The organism is Actinomycetospora succinea, from assembly GCF_004363095.1.
Lineage (GTDB): Bacteria > Actinomycetota > Actinomycetes > Mycobacteriales > Pseudonocardiaceae > Actinomycetospora > Actinomycetospora succinea.
The window spans coordinates 36,126-55,980 of sequence record NZ_SNYO01000016.1 but is presented as its reverse complement, the minus strand read 5'-3'; the positions used below and the strand labels follow the sequence as shown (position 1 = coordinate 55,980).

Genomic DNA, 19,855 nt, shown 5'->3' with positions numbered 1-19,855 from the left:
GAACTTTGGTGCTATGGCCCCAAAGTTCGCTCACATAGGTCGCTCACGTCGCCAAGGCGTCGACGGCGGAGACGCCGCGGTCGGGGAGGGCCGTCGGGGATTCCTGGTGGTACGCGCCGCCGGGCAGGATGCCCGCCGCGCCGGACCGCGCCATGACCTGCTGCTGAGAGTAGACGTCTTCCCCGTGCGCGTCCGGGGGCACGTCGCGCCAGAACTCGAACCCGCCGGCCTCCACCAGGCGAGCGCGGTCGAACAGCACGCACCCGGCCACCCAGGCCACCTTGTAGGGCACGTAGACCTCGGACGACGGCACGGCGCGCCCCGGCCCGTCGACGTCCACCGCCTCGGCGAGGTGCAGCCCGTTCGCCGCGTTGTGCAGGCGCCAGCGGTCCCAGCCCGGGCCGTCCTTGACCAGCCTCTCCGGCTCCACGGGGCCGTCCCAGACCGAGAACGACCCCACCTCGTGCGGCCGCCGGTCCTCGGCGTGCCCGAGCGCCTGCATCGCCGCCCCGACCATCCCGCACCGCAGCTCCCCCAGCGCCCGGTGCAGCCGCGCCAGCGCGCCGGGCTCGAGCCACACGTCGTCGTCGAGGTAGAGCACCTCGGGCGCCGACGCGCACGAGAGCAGGAACGCGCGCTGCTCGGCCATCCCCCGCGCGGGGAGGTGGCGGTGCAGCGCCACCGGGACGCCGCGCCGGCGCAGCCACCGGATCACCGTCCACGCCGACGGCGTCTCCCACGAGGCGTCGCCGTCGGACTGGTCGGAGATCGTCAGCGAGAAGTCCACCCCGGTCTGCGCCGCGAGCCCGGCCAGCGTGGTCGCGAGCTCAACGGGTCGATTCCGCGTGGGCACCAGGACGTCGATCACGGAAGATCACCGCGGATCCGCTCCACGATCGCGCTCGTCGACCGGTCGGGCAGGTAGTCGAGGATGACGACCCGCCCGCCGTAGGCGCCGACCGTCGCGGACTCGCGCAGCATCTGGGGCGTGTAGTCGCCGCCCTTCGCGTAGACGTCGGGCTCGAGCAGCTCGAGCAGCTCGGCGGGGGTGTCGTCGTCGAACACGGTGACGTGGTCGACGCAACTCAGCGCGCCGATCACCGCCGCCCGGTCGGCGAGCGGGTTGACCGGCCGTGACGGGCCCTTCAGCCGCGCCACCGAGGCGTCGGAGTTCAGCGCCACGATCAGCACGTCGCCGAGGCGCTTGGCCTGGTTCAGCGACGCGATGTGCCCGCGGTGCACGACGTCGAAGCAGCCGTTGGTGAACACCACCCGCCGCCCCGCGACGCGCTGCTCGTCGACGATCGCCGCGAGCGATGTCGCGTCGAGCAGCGGGCCCTCCGCAGCGGCGACGCGCTCGGCGAGCTCGCCGGTCCCGCACACCGAGGTCCCGGGCCGGCCCACCACGACGTCGGCGGCGGCCTGGGCCAGCTCGACGGCGGTGGCCGCCGGGGTGCCGGCGGCGAGCGCGAGCACCAGCGCGGCGGTGAACGTGTCGCCCGCCCCGCACGTGTTGGCCTCCGGCGACGGGCGCGCGAACGTGCGATGGGCCGGAGCGTCCCCGTCGGAGGGCAGCAGCAGCGCGCCGTCGCGGTCGAGGGTGACGACGACCGCGCCGGCCCCGGAACGTTCCCGCAGCTCGGCGCCCGCGGCCTCGGCGGCGGCGACCCGGTCGGGCCCACCGAGATCCCGGCCCAGCAGCGTCGCCGCCTCGCCGGCGTTGGGCGTGACGACGTCGGGGCGCGCCGGCGTCCAGCGCGCCGGGTCGTGGGCGTCGACGACGAGCCGGTAGGAGCGCTCCCCCGGCGGGCCGAGGAGGTCGACGACACCGTCGAGCGACCCGCCGTCGTAGTCGCAGACGACCACCGCGTCCGCGCCCTCCACGGCCCGGCGGAAGGCGGCGTGCACGGCGTCGCGCGCCGCGTCGCCCAGCCGGCCGCGGGTCGTCGTGTCGAAGCGGGCGACGAGCGCGTCGTCGGCGAGCACCCGGCGCTTGGCCGCGGTGGGACGGGTCGGGTCGGTGACGACGCCGTCGGTGCCGACGCCGTACGTCGCGAGCAGTTCGCGCACCGTCGCCGCGTCGGCGTCGTCGCCGAGCACCGAGACCAGCTCGGTCCGCGCGCCCAGCGCCGCGAGGTTGGCGGCGGTGTTGGCGGCGGCGCCGGGCGAGCCGCGGGTGTGGTCGACCTCGACGACCGGCACCGGCGCCTCGCGCGACAGGCGTTTCGACGGCCCGGTCAGCCACTGGTCGAGCACGGCGTCGCCCAGCACGACCACCCGCGGGGCCGCGGCGGCCAGGCGGGCGGGCAGGTCGGCGGCGAGCGGTGCGGCGTCCAGGGTCGTGGTGGCGCGGTCGATCTCCGGCGCGGCCATCAACCATCCGTCCTTCCGGGGGAACCCGCACGGGTGCGGTCGGCGGCACGCGTTCCCGCCGTACGGCGTGGGGCAGGCGGCCTCGGTACTGTCGCCCTTCGTTCTGTCGCTGACGGGGTGACTCGTCCGTCCCGGGAGTGCCGATGGCCGACGACCAGCCGACACCCGACACCGCCGTGTCCGCGGGCCTGCTGAGTCCGGAGATCGCGGTGGTGCGCCCGGTCGGCGACGTCGACACCGCCACCGCGACCCCGCTGCGCAGCGCGATCCAGCAGCAGGTGCAGGCCGGCGCCCGGCACGTGGTGCTGGACCTCTCCGGCGTCGAGTTCATGGGCTCGGCCGGGCTCGCGCTGCTCATCGCCGAGCGCGAGTCCGCGATCGCCCGCGAGGGCGAGCTGCGCCTGGCCGGGGTGCCGCGCACCGCGGGCCGCGCGCTGAGCCTCACCGGGCTCACCGAGCTGTTCGACACCTACCCCGACGCCGACGCCGCGGTCGCCGACCTGCGCTGACACCCGGATCACGGGTACGAGCCCTCCTCCGACGAGGTGGCCACCAGCTCGCGGATCTCGCTGCCCGCGGGGCGGGTCAGCGCATAGAGCACGGCGTCGGCGGTCTGCGCGGGGTCGTTGAGCTTGGCGTCGGCACCCGGCTTGTACTGGTCGGGGCGGTCGTCGAAGAAGTGGGTCCACATGCCGCCGGGGACCAGCAGGGTCACGCCGACGCGGCCCGCGGTCTCGGCGGCGAGCGCGCGGGTGAAGCCGACGACGCCGAACTTCGAGGCGCAGTAGGCGGTCGCGTCGGACACCGCCTTGACCCCGAGGGTCGAGGAGACGGTGACGACCTTGCCGCGCCGCGACTCCAGCTCGGGCAGCGCGGCGCGGACGACGGCGGCGGTGCCGAGCAGGTTGACCGCGATCACGCGGTCCCACTCGCCGGCGTCGACGTCGACGAGCTTGCCGCAGCGGTCGATGCCGGCGGCGGTGACGACGGCGTCGAGGCCGCCGACCTGCTCGCTCGCGCGGGCCACGGCGGACTCGGCGGCACGGGTGTCGGCGAGGTCGACCTCGACGAAGGCGTGCCCGGCGTCGGGGGCCTTGAGGTCGAGGACGACGGGGGTGCCGCCCGCGGCGGCGACGGCGTCGGCCACGGCGGCGCCGAGGCCGGACGAGCCGCCGGTGACGAGGACGGTGCCGGGGTTGCTGGTCATGTCGTTCCTCCCGAAGGGACGGGGTCGGTGGTCGGCTCGAGGCGGGCCAGCAGCCGGGTCGACGAGCGGCCCGCGTGGTACGGCACGGCGACGACCTCTCCGCCCCAGCTGCGCACCAGCGGGGTCTCGAGAAGTTCGTCGGTGGCGTAGTCGCCGCCCTTGACCCAGACGTCGGGGCGCAGGCGGTCGAGCACGGCGCGCGGGTCGTCCTCGTCGAACACCTCGACGGCGTCGACGGACGCGAGCGCGGCGAGCATCTCGGCGCGGTCGGCCTCGGCGACCACGGGCCGGTCGGGACCCTTGAGGCGGCGCACCGAGGCGTCGGAGTTGAGGCAGACGACGAGCACGCCGTCCTCGCCGGCCAGGCGTCGTGCGGCGGCGAGGGTCCGGGCGTGCCCGGCGTGCAGGAGGTCGAAACAGCCGCCGGTGGCGACGACGGTGGCGCCGCGGGCACGGGCGGCGGCGACGACGTCGGTGTCCTGCTTGGCGGGCTCGGGTTCGTCGTCCAGCCCCGCCGCACCCCCGGCGGCGACGAACGCGGCGGCGTCGGCGACCCCGCGGCGCACGGCGTCGTCGACGGCCGATCCCTCGGCGAGGGCGACCGCGACGCTCGCGGCGAACCGGTCGCCGGCGCCGCAGGGGTCGCCGCCGGTCGCGGGGTCGGCGGGCGTCACCGAGGTGCCGGTGGCGCTGCGCAGGACCGCACCGTCGCGCCCGGCGGTCACGGCGACGGCGTCGACGTCCCAGTGCTCGCGCAGCGCGTCCCCGAGCTCGGCGGGCTCCTGCGGGAACCCATGTGAGTGGAATTCCCGGCTATAGCCGGGAATTCCACTCACATACCCACGGGCCTCGGACAGGTTCGGGGTGACGAGCGTGGCGCCGGGGATCGGCGGGGCGCCGTTCGGGTGCGGGTCCCAGACGACGGGCACGCGCGTGGCCGCCTCGGTGAGCGCCTCGCGGATCGCCGGGTCGGCGGTCATACCGCGGCCGTAGTCGGAGACCAGCACGACGCCGGCGCCGGCGATGGCGTCGACGGCCGCACCGTCGGCCGCGGCCGAGGAGAGGCCCCCCGAGTCCACGCGCATGAGCACCCGGTCGTCGGCGAGCATCCGCGTCTTGGTCGGCGTCGTGCCCTCGCTCGGCACGGCGACGACGTCGACACCGGCCAGCAGCGCGCGGAGCTCGGGCTCGTCCGACCCGAGCGCGGTCACCAGGCGCACGGGGCGCCGGGTGCTGCGCGCGGCGAGCAGCGCGGTCAGCCCCGCGCCGCCGGGACGTTCCCGACGCTCGCGGAAAGACAGCACCGGCGCCGGCGCGTCCGGGCACAGCCGCTCCACGGCGCCGACGACGTCGACGTCGCGCAGGCAGTCGCCGACCACCACGATCGAGGCGCGCGTGCGGGGGCTCACGACACGAGCTCCTCGGCGACGGCCCGGGGAGAGGGCGCCAGCACCCGGTCGACGACCTCGCACAACAGGTGCACGGTCACCAGGTGCGCCTCCTGCACCGACGGGGTCTCGCCGGGCAGGCACAGCGCGTCGGTCGCGGCGGCGGCGAGCGGGTTCGGGCCCGGCCCGGTCATCGCCCAGACCGTGACCCCGAGCGCGCGGCCCGCCTCGGCCGCGGCGACGAGGTTGGGGCTGCGCCCGCTCGTCGAGAGCAGGACGAGGACGTCGCCGGGGCGCCCGTGGGCGCGGACCTGGCGGGCGAAGACCTCGTCGTAGCCGTAGTCGTTGCCGAGCGCGGTGACCGCCGAGGTGTCGGCGTGCAGCGCGATCGCCGACAGCGGCTCGCGCTCCCCGCGGTAGCGCCCGACGAGCTCGGCGGTCAGGTGCTGCGCCTCGGCGGCGCTGCCCCCGTTGCCGGCGGCGAGCAGCCGCGAGCCGTGGCGCAGGCGGGTGGCGAGCTCGACCCCCCAGCGCTCGAGGCGCTCGGACTCGCCGGCGAGGCCGTCGAGCGTGCCCCGCAGCCCGCCGAGGTGGCGCCGGACGATCTCGTGGCTGACGATCTCGTGGCTCATGCGGGGCTCCCCGTGGTGAGGCTGGACAGGGCGGGGACGGCGGCGGCGACCTCGCCGTAGACGCGCTCGTGCGCGGCGGCCACCTGGTCCCAGCCGTACTCGGTCTCGGCGCGGCGCCGTCCGGCGCGCCCCAGCCGGCGGGCCCGGCGCGGGTCGGCGCGCAGGCGCTCGAGCGCCGCGGCCACCGCCCCCGGGTCGCCCGCGGGGACGTGGTGGCCGGTCACGCCGTCGACGACGGTGTCCGCGAGCCCGCCGACCGCGGCCGCGACCACGGGGCGGGCGCACGCCATCGCCTCGAGCGGGACCAGGCCGAACGGCTCGTAGGCGGGCACGCAGGCCACGGCGTCGGCGGAGCGGTAGAGCGCCGGTAGCGCGTCGTGGCCGACGGCGCCGAGGAATCGCACGCGGTCCGCGACGCCCAACGAGGACGCCAGCGACCGCAGCCGCGCGACCTCCGGATCGTCGTCCAACGCCGCGAGGGCCGGACCCCCGGCGATCACGAGCTCGGCGTCCCGGGGCAGGCGGGCCAGCGCGGAGATCACGGTGTCGACGCCCTTGCGCGGCACGAGCCTGCTCACCGACAGCACGCGGAAGCCGCGGTGGTCATCACCAGGGCCGGGCGTGAAGTGCCCGACGTCCACGCCGCACGGCACCACGGTCGCCTGGTCGGCGGGCACGCCGAGGGCGACGAGCTCGTCGACCTCCTCGCGGCAGGTGGCGAGCACCCGGTCCACCGAGGCACCCAGGTCGCTCTCGACGGCGACGCGGCGGGCGGGGCTCGTGTCGTCGGCGCCCTGGTGGCGGCGCTTCACCGACCCGAGCGCGTGGAAGGTCTGCACGACCGGCACGCCGAGCACGCGGGCGGCGGGCAGCGCGGCGAGCCCGGACATCCAGAAGTGGGCGTGCACGACGTCGGGTCGATCGGCACGCCAGCTCGCGGCGAGCTCGGCCGAGAACGCGTCCATGTGGTCGACGAGGTCGTCCTTGGGCAGTTGGCGGGGCGGCCCGGCGTCGACGTGGTCGACGGTGACGCCCTGGGCGAGCGCGACGCGGCGCGGCGATCGCCGATCCGTCCGCCGTGTGTGGACGACGATCTCGTGGCCGGCGTCGGCCAGGGCCAGCGCCAGCGCGCGCACGGCGACGTTCTGGCCGCCGGCGTCGGCGCCGCCGAGCCCGCTCGCGGCCGCCAGCGGACTGGCGTGCTCGGACACCATCGCGATCCGCATGAGCACTCCTCCCTGGGGCGCGCAGGGGCGCGCCGGGGTCCGTGAAGCGAGGTGGCGACGCCCGTGGCGCCACCGAGACGTGCGAGTTCCGGGGGCCGGCCCTGGTCTGGACCGGTCCCTCGCTGCCTGCGGGCTCAGCCCGCGGAGACGAGGTGCGGTGGCCGGGGCGCGAGGCCCCCGTCGACCACCTCGGCGAGCAGCCGCTCCCAGTCGTCGGTGAAGCGGTCCACGCCGTGCCGGGCCAGCGCCGCGGCACGGGCGGCACTGCCCGCCTCGCGGGCGAGCCCGGGATCGTCGCGGTAGGTGCGCAGGCCCTCGTGCAGGACCCGCAGGTCGGTGGCGACGACGCCGGCCTCGGCCGGGACGTCGACCGCGGCCTCGGTGGTCGCCAGCGCCACCACCGGCATCCCGAGCATCATCGCCTCGATCAGCGACAGGCCCAGCGACGTCCAGCGCACCGGGTGCAGGTAGACGCGGTGACGCGCCATCTCGGTGTGCAGGCGGTCCTGGGGCAGGTCGCCCCCGATCGCGACGCCGGGGTGGGTGACGGCCTCGCCGAGGCGCTCGCTGCCGATCCCGTAGACGTCGAGACCGATCGTGTCGGCGAAGCCCGCGAGCAGGTCGGTGCCGGTGACGCGGTGGCGCCGCACCGGCTCGTTGACCACGACCGCCGCCCGGTCCAGCTCGCCGGTGTAGCGGTCACCGGGGTCGAGCACGCCGTGCTCGATCACCCGGACCGGCGCGCGTCCCGTGTCCCACATCAGCGCGTTGAAGTGCGTGACGTGGACGACCGGGATGTCGTCGCGGTCGGCCATCGGGTGCCGGGACGTCGGCACGTCGCCCTTGGGCGTGTTGTGCTCCACGAACACCGCGGGGAGGTCGACGCCCGGGCGCCGGCCGGTCCAGCGCTCGACGAGCTCGATCTCCTCCGGGCGCTGCAGCACCACGGCGTCGATCTCGTCGGCGCGCTCCCGCAGCTGCTCCGGGGTGGCCTCCTCGGCGCGGGCGGGCCAGTCCCAGGCCGCCGGCCTGCCGCCGCCCCACGGTCCGCCCTCGGGCAGCACCGGCAGCAGGCACGTGTGCCGACCCTGGACGAACGCGGTGGTCCAGGAGCCGTGCACGTGCCAGTGCAGCACGGTCCGCGCCGGGGCGGAGGGGGACGAGAAGGTCACCGGCGAGGTATTGGTTCCGCGTCGGACCCATAAACTCCACCGACCGAACTACTACTCTCCGTCGATCAGTCGGGCGACGGCGTCGACGACGTGGCTCCCCCGGATGTCGTCGAGACACGGGTGACCAGGCACGGGACAGTTCCGCGCCCGTGTGCCCCGGCACGGGGCGCCCTGATCTCCGAGCAGAATTCGTCGCACTCCGTAAGGAGCCCACCGTTCCGGGGGAACGACGGGAGCGAAGAGGGAGACGACCGGCACACCCACGGCGGCCGCCAGATGGGCGGGTCCGGTGTTGCCCACCACGACCGCCCGCGCCCCCGCGAGCACGGCTGCGAGCGCACCGAATCCCGTGCGCCCGCCGAGATCCACCCCGTCGTGTCCCGCGACCTCCGCGGTGAGCGCCCGCTCCCCCGGCGCGCCGGTCACGACCACCCGGTGCCCGGCGGACGCGAGCGCCGCGACACCCTCCGCCGCCCGGTGCGGCGACCACGCCCGCGCCGGCACCGAGGCCCCGGGGTGCAGCACCACGTACTCGCCCGTGACGTCGTGCGCGGCGAGGGCGTCGGCGGCCTCCCGGCGGGCGTCGGCGTCGACGGTGACCGCGAGCCGCCCGTCGTCACCCGGCGGCAGCGTGTAGCCCGCGCGCTGCGCGATCGCGAGCGCGCGCTCGGCCTCGGGGAGCTCCTCACCGAGGTCCTCGCCGGGGCGCAGCCGGACGTCGAGCAGGCTGCCGGGGTAGTCGACCGAGGCCGCGGTGATCCGCGCGACCCCGGCCAGGCGCAGCACCAGCGCGGTCGGCAGCGGGGACTGGTGGAACGAGGTCAGCACGACAGCCTCGTCGGCGTCGAGGGCCGCGAGCATCGCGACCGTCGCCTCGGTGTCCTCGCGCGTCACGGGCGGCGGCTCGGCGTCCACCCACGGGCAGCGCCACTCCGCGACGGCATCGACGCCCGGGAGCAGCCCGGCAGCCTGGCGTCCGCGGGGCCCGACGACGGCGACGACCTCGTCGGCGCCGGCGGCGACGGCGCGGACCGCGGGCCCGGAGAGCAGGACGTCGCCGTCGCTGTCGAGGCGCACGACGAGGACGCGCTTCATGCCCGGAACCCCAGCAGCTCGACCGCGTCCAGCAGATCTCCGGCGAGACGCCCGCGCGCCCGGGCGTCGTCGACCTCCTCGCGGCGGGTGCGCCCGGTCGGCACGAGCACGGCGCGCGCCCCGGCGGCGTCGGCGGCGCCCACGTCGGCGGCGATGTCGCCGATCACCGCGACGTCGGCGGGCGGGACGTCCAGCGCCGCCGCCGCGTCGAGCACCATCCCCGGCGCGGGCTTGCGGCACGCGCAGCCGTCGTCGGCGCCGTGCGGGCACCAGCGCCACACCGCGAACGGGCCCAGCAGCTCCTCGACCCGGGCGTTCACCGCGCTCACCTGCGCGGCGTCGAGGAGGCCGCGGGCGATGCCGGACTGGTTGGAGACCACACCGACCGGTGTGCCCACCGCGCGGACCCGCTCGAGGGCCTCGGTCGCGGCGGGCATCGGGCGCACGGCGGCGGGGTCGCCGTTGTAGGGGACGTCGACGACGAGGGTGCCGTCGCGGTCGAACAGGACCGCCCTGGGTTGATCGATACCGGGCCGGACGCTCACGGCGTGGGAGCACACCACGCGGAGGTGCCCACTGCAGGGGATGACCTGACCTGGGCGTCGGTTTGTGGGCAGGGGCCCCGGGTACACGCCGGGAGACCGGAGCCTCGCCGGTCCGTCCGACGCCCAGCCGGGCGTGACCGACCTGGAGGGACCCCCGTTGATCCGCCCGCAGCCACCCGATGACCGGGTACCGGGTGCGCCGCGTGACGTCGAAGTGCGCGTCCTGCCCGTGCCGGAGGCGCTCGTCACCGTGCGCACCGTCGCCGGAGACCTCGCGGCACGCGCCGAGTTCCCCCTCGACTCGGTCGACGACCTCCGTCTGGCCGTGGACGAGGCGTGCACGTGCCTCGCCGCGCTGGCCCGGCCCGAGACGAAGCTGACGGTGACGTTCACCGTCGACGACGACCGGATCACGATGACCGCGTCGGTCCTGACCACCGGACCGACCACGCTGCCGACCGACACGTTCGCGTGGCGGGTGCTCTCCGTCCTCGCCGACGACGTGCGCGTGCTCGCCGAGGCGCCGTCGGCCACCGGTGGTGCGCACCGCCTGGCACTGCGCGTGATCGTCCAGCGGATGACCGACGTGCCGCTCGAGGACGTGCTGCCCGACACCGGCGCCGCCGAGGTCGCGGCCGAGGGGGCGTCGGTGGCGCTGCTGGCCGACCGCAGGCCCGGGTCCGCGGGTCCGTGACGTCGCCCTCCGCCGGCGGGCCGCCCGACACGCGCGTCTCCCCGTCCCCCTACTCCACGGATGTGAGCTCGATCGACGCCATGACCGACACCGCCGGCGCCACCGGTGAGAAGACCGCCGACGGTGACGTGACGGCGCAGCAGAGCAGCACCCAGCAGACCGACGGACACCAGCAGGACGACCGGCAGAACGGTCGCCGCAACGGCAACCGCTCCGGATCGCGCGGCGAGTACGACCACCTCATGCCCAAGCTCGCCGAGCACGCCGCGCTCGAGAAGGGCTCGCCGGAGCGCCTGCGGCTGCGCGACGAGCTGGTGCGCGGGCACCTGCCGGTGGCCCAGCACATCGCGCGGCGGTTCTCGCGGCGCGGGGAGCCCGAGGAGGACCTCGAGCAGGTCGCGACGCTCGGGCTGATCAACGCGGTCGACCGCTACGACCCGGAGCGCGGCACCGACTTCCTGTCCTACGCGGTGCCGACGATCACCGGCGAGGTGCGGCGGCACTTCCGCGACCAGGCCTGGTCGATGCGCGTGCCGCGCCGGCTCAAGGACCTCAACGTCACGCTGTCGGCGGCGATGTCGCAGATGTCGCAGACGCTGGGCCGGGCGCCGAACGCCGCCGAGCTCGCCGAGCACCTCGACATCGGCAAGGAGGAGGTGCTCGAGGCCCTCGAGGCCTCGAACGCCTACCGCAGCGGCTCGCTCGACGAGATGCTCGTCGACGACCCCGACTCCGGCACCGTGTCCGACCTGCTCGGCGAGGCCGACGCGGCGCTCGAGCAGGTCGAGTACCAGCAGTCGCTGGCCCCGCTGCTCGAGAAGCTCCCGCAGCGCGAGCGCACCATCATCAAGCTGCGCTTCTTCGGGAACATGACCCAGTCGCAGATCGCGGAGCAGGTCGGCATCTCGCAGATGCACGTCTCCCGCCTGCTCGCCAAGACCCTCGTCCAGCTCCGCGAGGGGCTCGGCGACGCGCGGTGAGCTCGGGGTGACCTCTCCGACCGCCGTGGTCCTGCGCGACCTCGGCCTCGGTGACCTGCTCGTCGCGGTGCCGGCGCTGCGCCTGCTGCGCCGCGCGCTCCCGGACCACGAGATCGTCCTCGTGGCCCCGGCCGCCCTGTCCCCGGTGGTCTCGCTGATCGAGGCGGTGGACACCCATGTGCGTGATCTTCTGAGCTATAGCTCAGAAGATCACGCACGTCCGGACGTCGCCGTCAACCTCCACGGCCGCGGACCGGAAAGCCACGCGCGGCTGGACGCGCTGGCGCCGCGACGCCGGATCGGACATGCCGCGCCCGGCTGGGACGGGCCGGCGTGGACCGAGGACCCCGCCCGCTCCGAGCGCCGACGGTGGTGCGATCTCGTGGCCGCCGCTCTCGGCGTCGACGGTGCGGCCGACGACCTCCGCCTCCCCGGCCGCCGCGCGGTCCGGGGCGGCCCGGTCGTCGTGCACCCCGGCGCCGCGTTCGGGTCGAAGCGCTGGCCCGCCGCGCGGTTCGCGGTGTGCGCCGCGGTCCTGCAGGCGCAGGGGCACGCGGTGGTCGTCACCGGCTCCGACGACGAGCGGCGCCTGACCGCCGAGGTCGTCGCCCGCGCCGGCCTGCCACCGGACGCCGACCTCGGCGGGCGCACCGACCTCGCGGGCCTGCTCGACCTCGTCGCCGCCGCGTCGCTCGTCCTCGCCGGCGACACCGGCGTCAGCCACGTGGCCACGGCGTTCGGCACGCCCTCGGTGACGCTCTTCGGGCCCGTCCCGCCGACGCAGTGGGGACCGCCGCCCGGGGGGCCGCACGTCGTCCTCGGCGACGACACCGTCCGCCGCGGCGAGCGCTTCGCCGACGACCCGGACCCCGCGCTGCTCGCCGTCACCCCGGAGGACGTGCTCGCCGCGCTCCCGTCCCCGCTGGGCACCGTCCCCGCCTAGCATCACCGACCGTGAGGCTGCGCTACGAGCTCCTGGGCTGCGCGCTGCACGGGCACGCGCTCGTCGGCACCGACGCCGCGACCGTGCGTGCCCGGGACGCGCTGCTCGTGCGCGAGGACGACGCCGGCCAGCGCTGGTACCGGTGCCTGCGCTGCGACGCCTGGGAGCCCGGCCCGACGCCCGCCGAGCCCGCCCGCGACACCGTGCCCGGGCCCGACGAGGTCGAGGTGCCGCTGCGCGGGCGCCCGCTGCGCGACCGCTTCGTGCTGCGCCTCATCGCCCTCGACCGCGCCGTGCACGTCGTCGGCCTGGCCCTGCTCGGCACCGCGGTGCTGCTCTTCGCGGCCTACCGCGAGGCGTGGGGCGAGACCGCCGGGCAGATCGTCGGGGTCCTGCAGGGCGCGCTCGGTGGACCCGTCGGCCACGGCGGGCCCACCCTGCTCGTCGAGGTCGAGCGGGCCTTCGCCGTCCCGAGCGCCACCCTCTACTGGCTCGCCGTCGCCCTGCTCGCCTACGCGGTGCTCGAGGCCGTCGAGGCGGTCGGCCTCTGGTACGCCCGCCGCTGGGCCGAGTACCTGACCTTCGTCGCCACCACCGTCCTGCTGGTGCCCGAGGTCTGGGAGATCAGCCACGGCCCGACGCCGACGAAGATCGTCGCGCTGGTCGTCAACCTCGCCGTCGTCGCCTACCTCCTCGTCGCCAAGCGGCTGTTCGGGCTGCGCGGCGGCGGCCGCGCCGAGGACGCCGAGCGGGCGCACGACACCGGGTGGCCCGCGGTCGAGCGCGCCGGACCGGACCTCCATCGGCTGACGCCGGGCTGAAGACTCGTCACATCACGGGCACGGGGGGCTGCCCCGGGTGTAGGACGATCAGGTGACGACAACGCCGGTCGGCGCCCGGCGGGGGTTCGACGCCGACTGGCACGACGCGCCCGGCCACTGGTCGGAGCGCCTGGGCCGCGTGGGCCTCGCCGCGTACGGCGTCGTGCACCTGCTGCTCGCCTGGGTCGCGGTGTCGATCGTCGTCGTCGGCGGGACCTCGCCGCTCGACCAGCGCGGCGCCGTGGCGGTCGTCGCCCACGGCGGGATCGTCGGGCGGGCGCTGCTCGGGCTCGCCGCCGCGTGCCTGGTGGTCTTCGCGGTGTGGCAGGTCCGGGCCGGGGCGATCGGCTTCCGGTGGGTCGAGGGTCGCGGGCTGCGCTGGCGCAAGCGCATCGGCGCCTTCGCCAAGGCCCTCGGGGTCGGCGGCGTCGCCTACCTCGCCGTGTGCGTGATCGTCGTGCCCCGCCGCGACGGGTCCGACCTGCAGGTCGTCGCCGGCGAGGCGTTCGCCCTGCCCGGCGGACGGGTGCTCGTCGCGGTGGCCGCGGTGATCGTGCTGATCACGGCGGTCTCGACGGCGGTCACCGGCATCCGCGCGACCTTCCTCGGCGACCTCGTCCCCGAGAAGCTCACCCCGCGCGTGCGGCTCCTGGCGCGCTGGCTCGGCGCCGTCGGCAACCTGACGCGCGCCGTCACCTTCGCCGTCGTCGGCGTCCTCGCGCTCGACGCCGTGGTCGACGACGCCCCGGACGAGGTCGGCGGCATCGACCTCGCCCTGCGGACCCTCGCCGACCACACCCTCGGCACCACGGCGCTCGCGATCGCCGGCGTCGGCTTCGCGGCCTACGGGCTGTACTGCCTGGTCGACGCCTACGCCCGGCATCCCTGAGCCTGCGCCGCCTCCCGCACCGGGCCGGGCACGCAGGCCCCGGCCACCGCACCCGCGGCCACGATCGCGACGCACACCCAGATCGCCGGCACGAACCCGGCGAGGAAGCCCGCCGGGCTGTCGTAGCTGCCGAACGGCGCGAACACCGCCACCAGCACCGCGAGCCCGAGGACGCCGCCGAGCTCGCGCAGCGTGCTGTTGACCCCCGCCGCCTTGCCGACGTCGTCCGGCCCCAGCCCGCCGAGCACGGCGTTCGCCGCGGCGGGCATGGCCAGCGAGCCGCCGATGCTGGCGACGACGAAGCCGGGCACGAGGTCGCCGTAGGACAGGCCCGATGCCGCCGCGGCCACCCAGGCCATGCCGAGCGCGGTGAGCGCGAGGCCGACGGTGAGCGGGATCCGGTTGCCGAACCGGTCGGCGAGCACCCCGCCGACCGGGCCGAGCACGAACAGCGCCGACGTCCACGCCATCAGCCCGAGCCCGGTCTGCAGCGGCGTGAAGCCCAGGCCCACCGCGAGCAGCTGGCTGAAGAAGAACAGGCCGCCGAACACCGAGACGAACAGGGCCGCGGTGGCGAGGTTGCCGGCGACGAACCCCGGCGCGCGCACCAGGCGTCCCGGCAGCAGGGGCAGGACGGCGGCGCGCTGCCGGAGCACGAACGCGACGGTCAGGACGGCCGCGAGCCCGAACGCCGCGAGCACCTCGCCCGACGCCCAGCCCGCGACGTTGCCCCGGGTCAGCGCCCACACGACGCCGAGCGCGGCGCCCGCGAGCAGCACCACGCCGGGCGCGTCCATGGTGACGTCGCCGCCGCGCGACTCCGGGACGACCGCGAGCACCAGCGGCACCACGACCAGCCCGATCGGCACGTTGAGCCAGAACACGAACTCCCAGCCCACGAGGTCGGTGACGACGCCGCCGAGCCCGGGCCCGGCGAGCACCGCCAGGCCCGCGACGCCCTCGAGCACGCCGAGGGCACGGCCGCGCTGCTCGGGCGGGTAGGCGGCGCCGACCAGCGTCATCCCGAGCGCGGTGCCCGCCGCGGCGCCGACGCCCTGGACGGCGCGGGCGACCACGAGGGTCCCGACGTCCGGGGCGAGCGCGCAGCCCGCCGACGCGACGGTGAACAGCGCCAGCCCGGCGACGAAGACCCGCCGTCGCCCGAAGCGGTCGCCGAGCGCCGCGGCCGGCACGAGCAGCACGGCGAGGGTGAGGTTGTAGGCGTTGACCGTCCACTCCAGCGACTCGACGCTCGCGCCGAGGTCGTGGCGGATGGTGGTCAGCGCGGTGGACACGACGAGCGTGTCCAGCGCGGCCATCAGCGCGGTCACCGACACGAGCAGGAGCACGCCGGTGCGCTGTCGCGGGCTCATGAGGCCTCCCGACGACGTGGCGGAGCCTCTCCCCGCCCTCACCGGGTACGACTCGATAGCACTCCAGGACTCATCGGTCCTTGTCGAGGATTCTTCCCATGTGAGCGAACTTTGGTGCTATCGGACTGAAGTTCGCTCACAGACGCCGGACGGCCCAGCCCTGCTGTGACCCCGGTCGAGCTCGGTTGTGGGCACCCAGGGCGGGGTACGCCCGGCCGGTGCACGATCCCCTGTCCCGCGCCCCGGCCCTCGTGCGGAGCGTGGTCTCGGGCGTCGCGGAGACCCTGCACGGGCGTGACCTCGCTGCCGTCGCCGCGGGTCTGACCTACTTCGCCGGGCTCGGGGTCGTCCCGTGGCTGCTGCTCGCGGTGTGGGGCGCGGCGCTGATCAGCTCGCCGGCCACGGTCGCCGCGTACCTCGCCGACCTGCGCCTGCTCGTGCCGCCGGAGATGGGCGCGCGCCCGGTCTGGGACGCGCTCGTGCGCGCCGGGCTCGACCTCGGCCCGTGGGGCGCGCTGATCACGATCCTGCCCGCCACCTTCTACGGCGAGGGCCTGCGCCGCGCCTGCCTGCGCCTGTCCCCGCGCCACGACCGCTTCACCGGCTGGCGCGCGCGGCTCGCCCTGCTGCCGCTGGTGCTCGCCGTCCCGGTGCTCGCGCTCGGGGTGTTCGCCAGTGCCCCGCTGCTCGGCGACCTCGCGCGCGCCGGGGGCGTCGGCGGCACCCTCGGGTGGATCGTCGTCGCCTTCCACGTCTCGTTCGTGGCGCTCGGCGTCGTCATCGCCTGGGGCTTCCGGGTCGTCGCGCCGGGCCGTCTCGGCTGGCCCGCCACCCTGCTCGGCGCGTTCGGCACCGCCGCGGTGATCGCCGGGTTCCTGCAGGGCTTCCTGCTCTTCCTCGCGCTGCCGATCGACCTCGGCATCCCGTTCGGCGGGCTCGACGTCATCGGCGCGACCGTCGCGGTCGCCCTGTGGCTGTTCGTGCTGCACATCCTGCTGCTGGTCGGGTGGGCGACGACGGACGCGCTCGACCGGCGGTGGGGCACACCGGCACCGGTCGAGACCGCGAGCCCGGTCCTCGCCGGAGCCGGCCGATGAACCGGCTCGCCCCCGTCCGCACCTACGTCGCCGACCTCCCCCGCCGCCACCTCGTGCCGTGGCTGCTCGGCGCCGGCGCGGTAGCCGTGCAGATCGCGTTCCCGCTCACCGGCGGCGGGACGCCGACCCTGACCGTGGTCTCCGTGGCCCTGTTCGCGCTCGCGTCGATCAGCCACGCGCTGCTGACGCGCGGGCCCGGCGCGGCCGTCGGGCTGGTCGTCGTCGCCGGTGGCGGTGGGCTGGTGATCGAGGCCGTCGGGCTCGCGACCGGCCTGCCGTTCGGGGAGTACCGCTACACCGACGCGCTCGGCTTCTCGGCCCTCGGCGTCCCGCTCGTGGTGCCCGCGGCCTGGACGATGATGTCGTACCCGGCGCTCGTCGTCGGGCGACGGCTGGCGACGGCGCTCGGGCGCGGACGCGGCGTCACCACCGTGCTCGGCGCGTGGGCGCTGGCCAGCTGGGACGTCTTCCTCGACCCGCAGATGGTCGACGCGGGCAACTGGTACTGGCTGGACCCGACCCCGGCGCTCCCCGGCGTCCCGGGGATCCCCGTCTCGAACTTCGCCGGGTGGCTGCTCGTCGCCCTGGTCATGATCGCCGCGCTCGACCGCGTCATGCCGACCCGCCCCGCGACCGACGACCGGCTGCCGCTGGCCCTGTGGCTCTGGACGTTCCTGTCCTCGACCATGGCCGCCGCCGTGTTCTTCGGGCGCCCGTCGGTCGCGCTGGTGGGCGGGGTGCTGATGGGCCTGGTCGGCGTGCCGCTGATCGTCGTGCTGCGCCGCCACGGCAGCGGCGCCCCGTCCCGGCCGGCGCGGGACCGGGTCGCGGCATGAGGGCTCCGGTCGCCCTCGGCTCCGCCCTCGCCGCGGCCTCGCTGGCCCTGACCGTCGACAACCTGCGCCGCCTGCGGGTGCCCGACCCCGCCGCCGCACCGCCCCGCGAGCGCGTCGCCGTGCTCGTCCCGGCGCGCGACGAGGAGGAGCAGATCGGCGGCTGCGTGCGGGCGCTGCGCGCCGCCGTCGCCGGGTGGCCGGTGCCGGCCGAGATCCTGGTGCTCGACGACGGGTCCACCGACGCGACGGCCGCCCGCGCCCGGTCCGCGGGCGCGCGGGTCCTCGAGGGCACCGAGCCCCCGCCCGACTGGCTCGCCAAGCCGTGGGCGTGCGCGCAGCTCGCCGAGGCCACCCGCGCCGACGTGCTCGTCTTCGTCGACGCCGACGTCCGCGTCGCCCCGCACGGCCTCGCCGCCACCGTCGACCTGCTGCGCCGCAGCGGCCTCGACCTCGTCTGCCCGCATCCCCGTCAGGTCGCGGTCACCCTCGCGGAGCGCCTGGTCCAGCCGCTGCTGGCGTGGTCGTGGCTGTCGACGCTGCCGCTGGGCATCGCGGAACGCTCGCCCCGCCCGACGCTCACCGCCGCGAACGGGCAGCTGCTCGCCGTCGACGCCCGGGCCTACCGGGACGCGGGCGGGCACCCGCGCGACGCGGTGCTCGACGACATCGCCCTGCTCCGCACGCTGAAGGCGCACGGCTCCCGGGGTGTCGTCGCCGACGGCACCGACGTCGCGGCGTGCCGGATGTACGCCGGCGCCGCGGAGCTGCGCGCGGGCTACACGAAGTCGCTGTGGGCGGCGTTCGGCACCCGCCCGCGGGCCGCCGCGGTGATCGGGCTCCTGGGGCTCGTGCACGTGGTGCCGGCGCTCGCGGCGCTGGGCGGGTCGCGGATCGGGGTCGCGGGCTACCTCGCGGGCGTGGCGAGCCGGGCGCTCGCGGCGCGGCGGACCGGGGCGCGGGTGACCGACGCCCTCGCCCACCCGGTCTCCGTGCTGGCCCTGGCCGCGCTGACGGCCGACTCCTGGCGCGCGCGCCGTGCGGGCACGTTGCGCTGGCGGGGTCGCCGGGTGACACCGGCCGCGGCGTGACCACCGTCGTCGTCGGCGCGGGCCTCGGCGGGCTCGCCGTCGCGGCCCGGCTCGCCGCGAGCGGGCACGAGGTCACCGTGCTGGAGCAGGCCGAGCGGGTCGGCGGCAAGCTCGGGACGCTCGAGGTCGGCGGGTACCGCTTCGACACCGGCCCCTCGCTGGTGACCATGCCGCCGGTGCTCGAGCGGCTCTTCGCCGACACCGGTGCGCCGCTGCGCGAGGTGCTGGACCTGGAGCCGCTGGGCGTCGCCGCCCGGTACCGGTTCGGGGACGGGACCACGCTGGACCTGCCGGGGCGCCGCGAGGACGTCCCGGGCGCGCTGGACGCGGCGCTCGGCGACGGGGCGGGCGCGCAGTGGGCGGCGTTCATGAGCCACGCCGAGCGCGTCTGGCACGCCACGCACGAGCACTTCCTGGAGTCGCCGGTCACCCCCGCCGGGCTCGCGCGCCTGTCGCTGCGGGTCCGTGACCTGCTCGCCGTCGCGCCCTGGCAGAGCCTGCGCGGGGTCGGCGCGCGGTACCTGCGCGACGAGCGCCTGGGCATGCTCCTCGACCGCTACGCCACCTACTCGGGCTCCGACCCGCGCCGGGCGCCGGCGGCGCTCGCCGTCGTGCCGTACGTGGAGCAGGAGTTCGGGTCCTGGTACGTGCGCGGCGGGCTGCGGCGCCTGGCCGAGGGGGTCGCCGACCGGTGCCGCGCACTCGGGGTGACGGTGCGGACCGGGGCGCGGGTGAGCGGGATCGAGGCGGACGACGGGGTGCGCGGGGTGCGTCTGGGGTCCGGGGAACGGCTGCCCGCCGACGTCGTCGTGGCCAACGCCGACGCGGCGACCGTGTACGGGGCCGGCGGGCTGCTGCCCCACCGTGCGTCGGCGCGGCGCCTCGCCCGCACGACGCCGTCGTCGTCCGGGTTCGTGCTGCTGCTCGGGCTCGCGGGGCGTGACCGCGCAGGTTCCGGGGCGCCGCACCACCGCGTGCTCTTCCCGCCGACGCGCGCGGTCTACGACGGCGAGTTCGACGCCTACCGGCACGGGGCACCGGCCTCCTCGCCCGCGGTGTACGTGCACGCGCCCGACGACCCGGCGCTGCGCCCGGACGACGACTCGGAGGCGTGGTTCGTGCTGGTCACGGCTCCGCGCCACGACCCCGTGCGCGGCGTGGACTGGGACGCGCCGGGCCTCGCGCAGCGGTACGCCGACCGCGTCCTCGCGCTGATGGCCCAGCGCGGCGTCGACGTCCGCGACCGCATCCGCCACCGCGTCGTCCGCACCCCCGCCGACCTCGAGCGCGAGACGCTCTCGCCCGGCGGCAGCATCTACGGGACGTCGTCCGACGGCGCCCTCGCGGCGTTCCTGCGCCCGGCCAACCGCTCGCCGGTCGACGGGCTCTACCTCGTCGGCGGCTCCGCCCACCCCGGCGGCGGCCTCCCCCTCGTCACCCTGTCCGCCGAGATCACCGCCCACCTCGTATGTGAGCGCTTTCCGGCCCGATAGGGG

At 76.4% G+C, this 19,855-nt stretch carries 20 protein-coding genes; 10 read left to right on the top strand and 10 right to left on the bottom strand.

The features are described 5' to 3' along the window. Positions 1-43: 43 nt before the first annotated feature. Positions 44-868, bottom strand: a complete 825-nt coding sequence (locus EV188_RS30780; RefSeq protein ID WP_133830164.1) for a glycosyltransferase family 2 protein — start codon at positions 866-868, stop codon at positions 44-46. Next, positions 865-2,373: a D-glycero-beta-D-manno-heptose 1-phosphate adenylyltransferase gene (gene rfaE2, locus EV188_RS30775; RefSeq protein WP_133830163.1), complete on the bottom strand. Its 1,509-nt coding sequence runs from the start codon at positions 2,371-2,373 to the stop codon at positions 865-867. The genes EV188_RS30780 and rfaE2 overlap by 4 nt, the downstream gene beginning before the upstream one ends. Positions 2,374-2,516: 143 nt before the next feature. Here rfaE2 and EV188_RS30770 point away from each other — a divergent pair, with 143 nt between their 5' ends. Then, positions 2,517-2,882 (top strand): STAS domain-containing protein, encoded by a 366-nt coding sequence (locus tag EV188_RS30770; RefSeq protein WP_133830162.1) that lies wholly within the window; start codon positions 2,517-2,519, stop codon positions 2,880-2,882. A gap of 8 nt (positions 2,883-2,890) precedes the next feature. On the opposite strand, the gene EV188_RS30765 is transcribed toward EV188_RS30770, so the two are convergent. The 7 genes from EV188_RS30765 to EV188_RS30735 form a co-directional block, all read right to left on the bottom strand. After that, positions 2,891-3,580, bottom strand: coding sequence for an SDR family oxidoreductase (locus tag EV188_RS30765; protein ID WP_133830161.1), 690 nt, complete (start codon positions 3,578-3,580; stop codon positions 2,891-2,893). Beyond that, on the bottom strand, positions 3,577-4,989 hold the full coding sequence (locus tag EV188_RS30760; RefSeq protein WP_133830160.1) for a PfkB family carbohydrate kinase: 1,413 nt from the start codon (positions 4,987-4,989) through the stop codon (positions 3,577-3,579). Before EV188_RS30760 ends, EV188_RS30765 begins: the two co-directional genes overlap by 4 nt. Continuing rightward, positions 4,986-5,600, bottom strand: a complete 615-nt coding sequence (locus tag EV188_RS30755) for a D-sedoheptulose-7-phosphate isomerase (RefSeq protein ID WP_133830159.1) — start codon at positions 5,598-5,600, stop codon at positions 4,986-4,988. Before EV188_RS30755 ends, EV188_RS30760 begins: the two co-directional genes overlap by 4 nt. Next, positions 5,597-6,826, bottom strand: a complete 1,230-nt coding sequence (locus EV188_RS30750) for a glycosyltransferase (protein WP_133830158.1) — start codon at positions 6,824-6,826, stop codon at positions 5,597-5,599. Before EV188_RS30750 ends, EV188_RS30755 begins: the two co-directional genes overlap by 4 nt. 134 nt (positions 6,827-6,960) lie before the next feature. Continuing rightward, the gene (locus EV188_RS30745; protein ID WP_133830157.1) at positions 6,961-7,998 is read right to left on the bottom strand and encodes a glycosyltransferase; all 1,038 of its coding nucleotides are present in this window, start codon (positions 7,996-7,998) and stop codon (positions 6,961-6,963) included. Between the two features lie 51 nt (positions 7,999-8,049). After that, positions 8,050-9,093, bottom strand: a complete 1,044-nt coding sequence (locus EV188_RS30740; protein WP_133830156.1) for a glycosyltransferase family 9 protein — start codon at positions 9,091-9,093, stop codon at positions 8,050-8,052. Continuing rightward, complete coding sequence (locus EV188_RS30735; protein ID WP_243742125.1) at positions 9,090-9,638, bottom strand: D-glycero-alpha-D-manno-heptose-1,7-bisphosphate 7-phosphatase; 549 nt, start codon at positions 9,636-9,638, stop codon at positions 9,090-9,092. The genes EV188_RS30740 and EV188_RS30735 overlap by 4 nt, the downstream gene beginning before the upstream one ends. Positions 9,639-9,852: 214 nt before the next feature. Here EV188_RS30735 and EV188_RS30730 point away from each other — a divergent pair, with 214 nt between their 5' ends. The 5 genes from EV188_RS30730 to EV188_RS30710 all read left to right on the top strand — a co-directional run bounded on the left by EV188_RS30730 (position 9,853) and on the right by EV188_RS30710 (position 13,965). Beyond that, positions 9,853-10,332 (top strand): ATP-binding protein, encoded by a 480-nt coding sequence (locus EV188_RS30730; protein ID WP_243742124.1) that lies wholly within the window; start codon positions 9,853-9,855, stop codon positions 10,330-10,332. Between the two features lie 242 nt (positions 10,333-10,574). Continuing rightward, positions 10,575-11,312 (top strand): SigB/SigF/SigG family RNA polymerase sigma factor, encoded by a 738-nt coding sequence (locus EV188_RS30725; protein ID WP_208114441.1) that lies wholly within the window; start codon positions 10,575-10,577, stop codon positions 11,310-11,312. Between the two features lie 7 nt (positions 11,313-11,319). After that, complete coding sequence (locus EV188_RS30720; RefSeq protein ID WP_133830154.1) at positions 11,320-12,255, top strand: glycosyltransferase family 9 protein; 936 nt, start codon at positions 11,320-11,322, stop codon at positions 12,253-12,255. A gap of 11 nt (positions 12,256-12,266) precedes the next feature. Continuing rightward, a complete protein-coding gene (locus EV188_RS30715; RefSeq protein ID WP_133830153.1) occupies positions 12,267-13,076 on the top strand; it encodes a DUF2127 domain-containing protein in 810 nt (269 codons plus the stop codon). Positions 13,077-13,128: 52 nt separating this feature from the next. Further along, the gene (locus tag EV188_RS30710; protein WP_133830152.1) at positions 13,129-13,965 is read left to right on the top strand and encodes a DUF1206 domain-containing protein; all 837 of its coding nucleotides are present in this window, start codon (positions 13,129-13,131) and stop codon (positions 13,963-13,965) included. Here EV188_RS30710 and EV188_RS30705 read toward each other — a convergent pair. Continuing rightward, a complete protein-coding gene (locus EV188_RS30705; protein WP_133830151.1) occupies positions 13,947-15,338 on the bottom strand; it encodes an MFS transporter in 1,392 nt (463 codons plus the stop codon). The genes EV188_RS30710 and EV188_RS30705 overlap by 19 nt on opposite strands. Before the next feature lie 218 nt (positions 15,339-15,556). On the opposite strand from EV188_RS30705, the gene EV188_RS30700 reads away from it, so the two are divergent. From EV188_RS30700 to EV188_RS30685, 4 genes are read left to right on the top strand one after another with little or no spacing between them, the layout of a single operon-like run. Further along, entirely contained in the window at positions 15,557-16,435 is an 879-nt protein-coding gene (locus EV188_RS30700) for a YhjD/YihY/BrkB family envelope integrity protein (protein WP_133830150.1), read from the top strand. Beyond that, the gene (locus EV188_RS30695; RefSeq protein WP_133830149.1) at positions 16,432-17,271 is read left to right on the top strand and encodes a carotenoid biosynthesis protein; all 840 of its coding nucleotides are present in this window, start codon (positions 16,432-16,434) and stop codon (positions 17,269-17,271) included. The genes EV188_RS30700 and EV188_RS30695 overlap by 4 nt, the downstream gene beginning before the upstream one ends. After that, positions 17,268-18,359, top strand: a complete 1,092-nt coding sequence (locus EV188_RS30690) for a glycosyltransferase family 2 protein (protein WP_133830148.1) — start codon at positions 17,268-17,270, stop codon at positions 18,357-18,359. The genes EV188_RS30695 and EV188_RS30690 overlap by 4 nt, the downstream gene beginning before the upstream one ends. Continuing rightward, a complete protein-coding gene (locus EV188_RS30685; RefSeq protein ID WP_133830147.1) occupies positions 18,356-19,852 on the top strand; it encodes a phytoene desaturase family protein in 1,497 nt (498 codons plus the stop codon). The genes EV188_RS30690 and EV188_RS30685 overlap by 4 nt, the downstream gene beginning before the upstream one ends. The last annotated feature ends 3 nt before the right edge of the window (positions 19,853-19,855 follow it).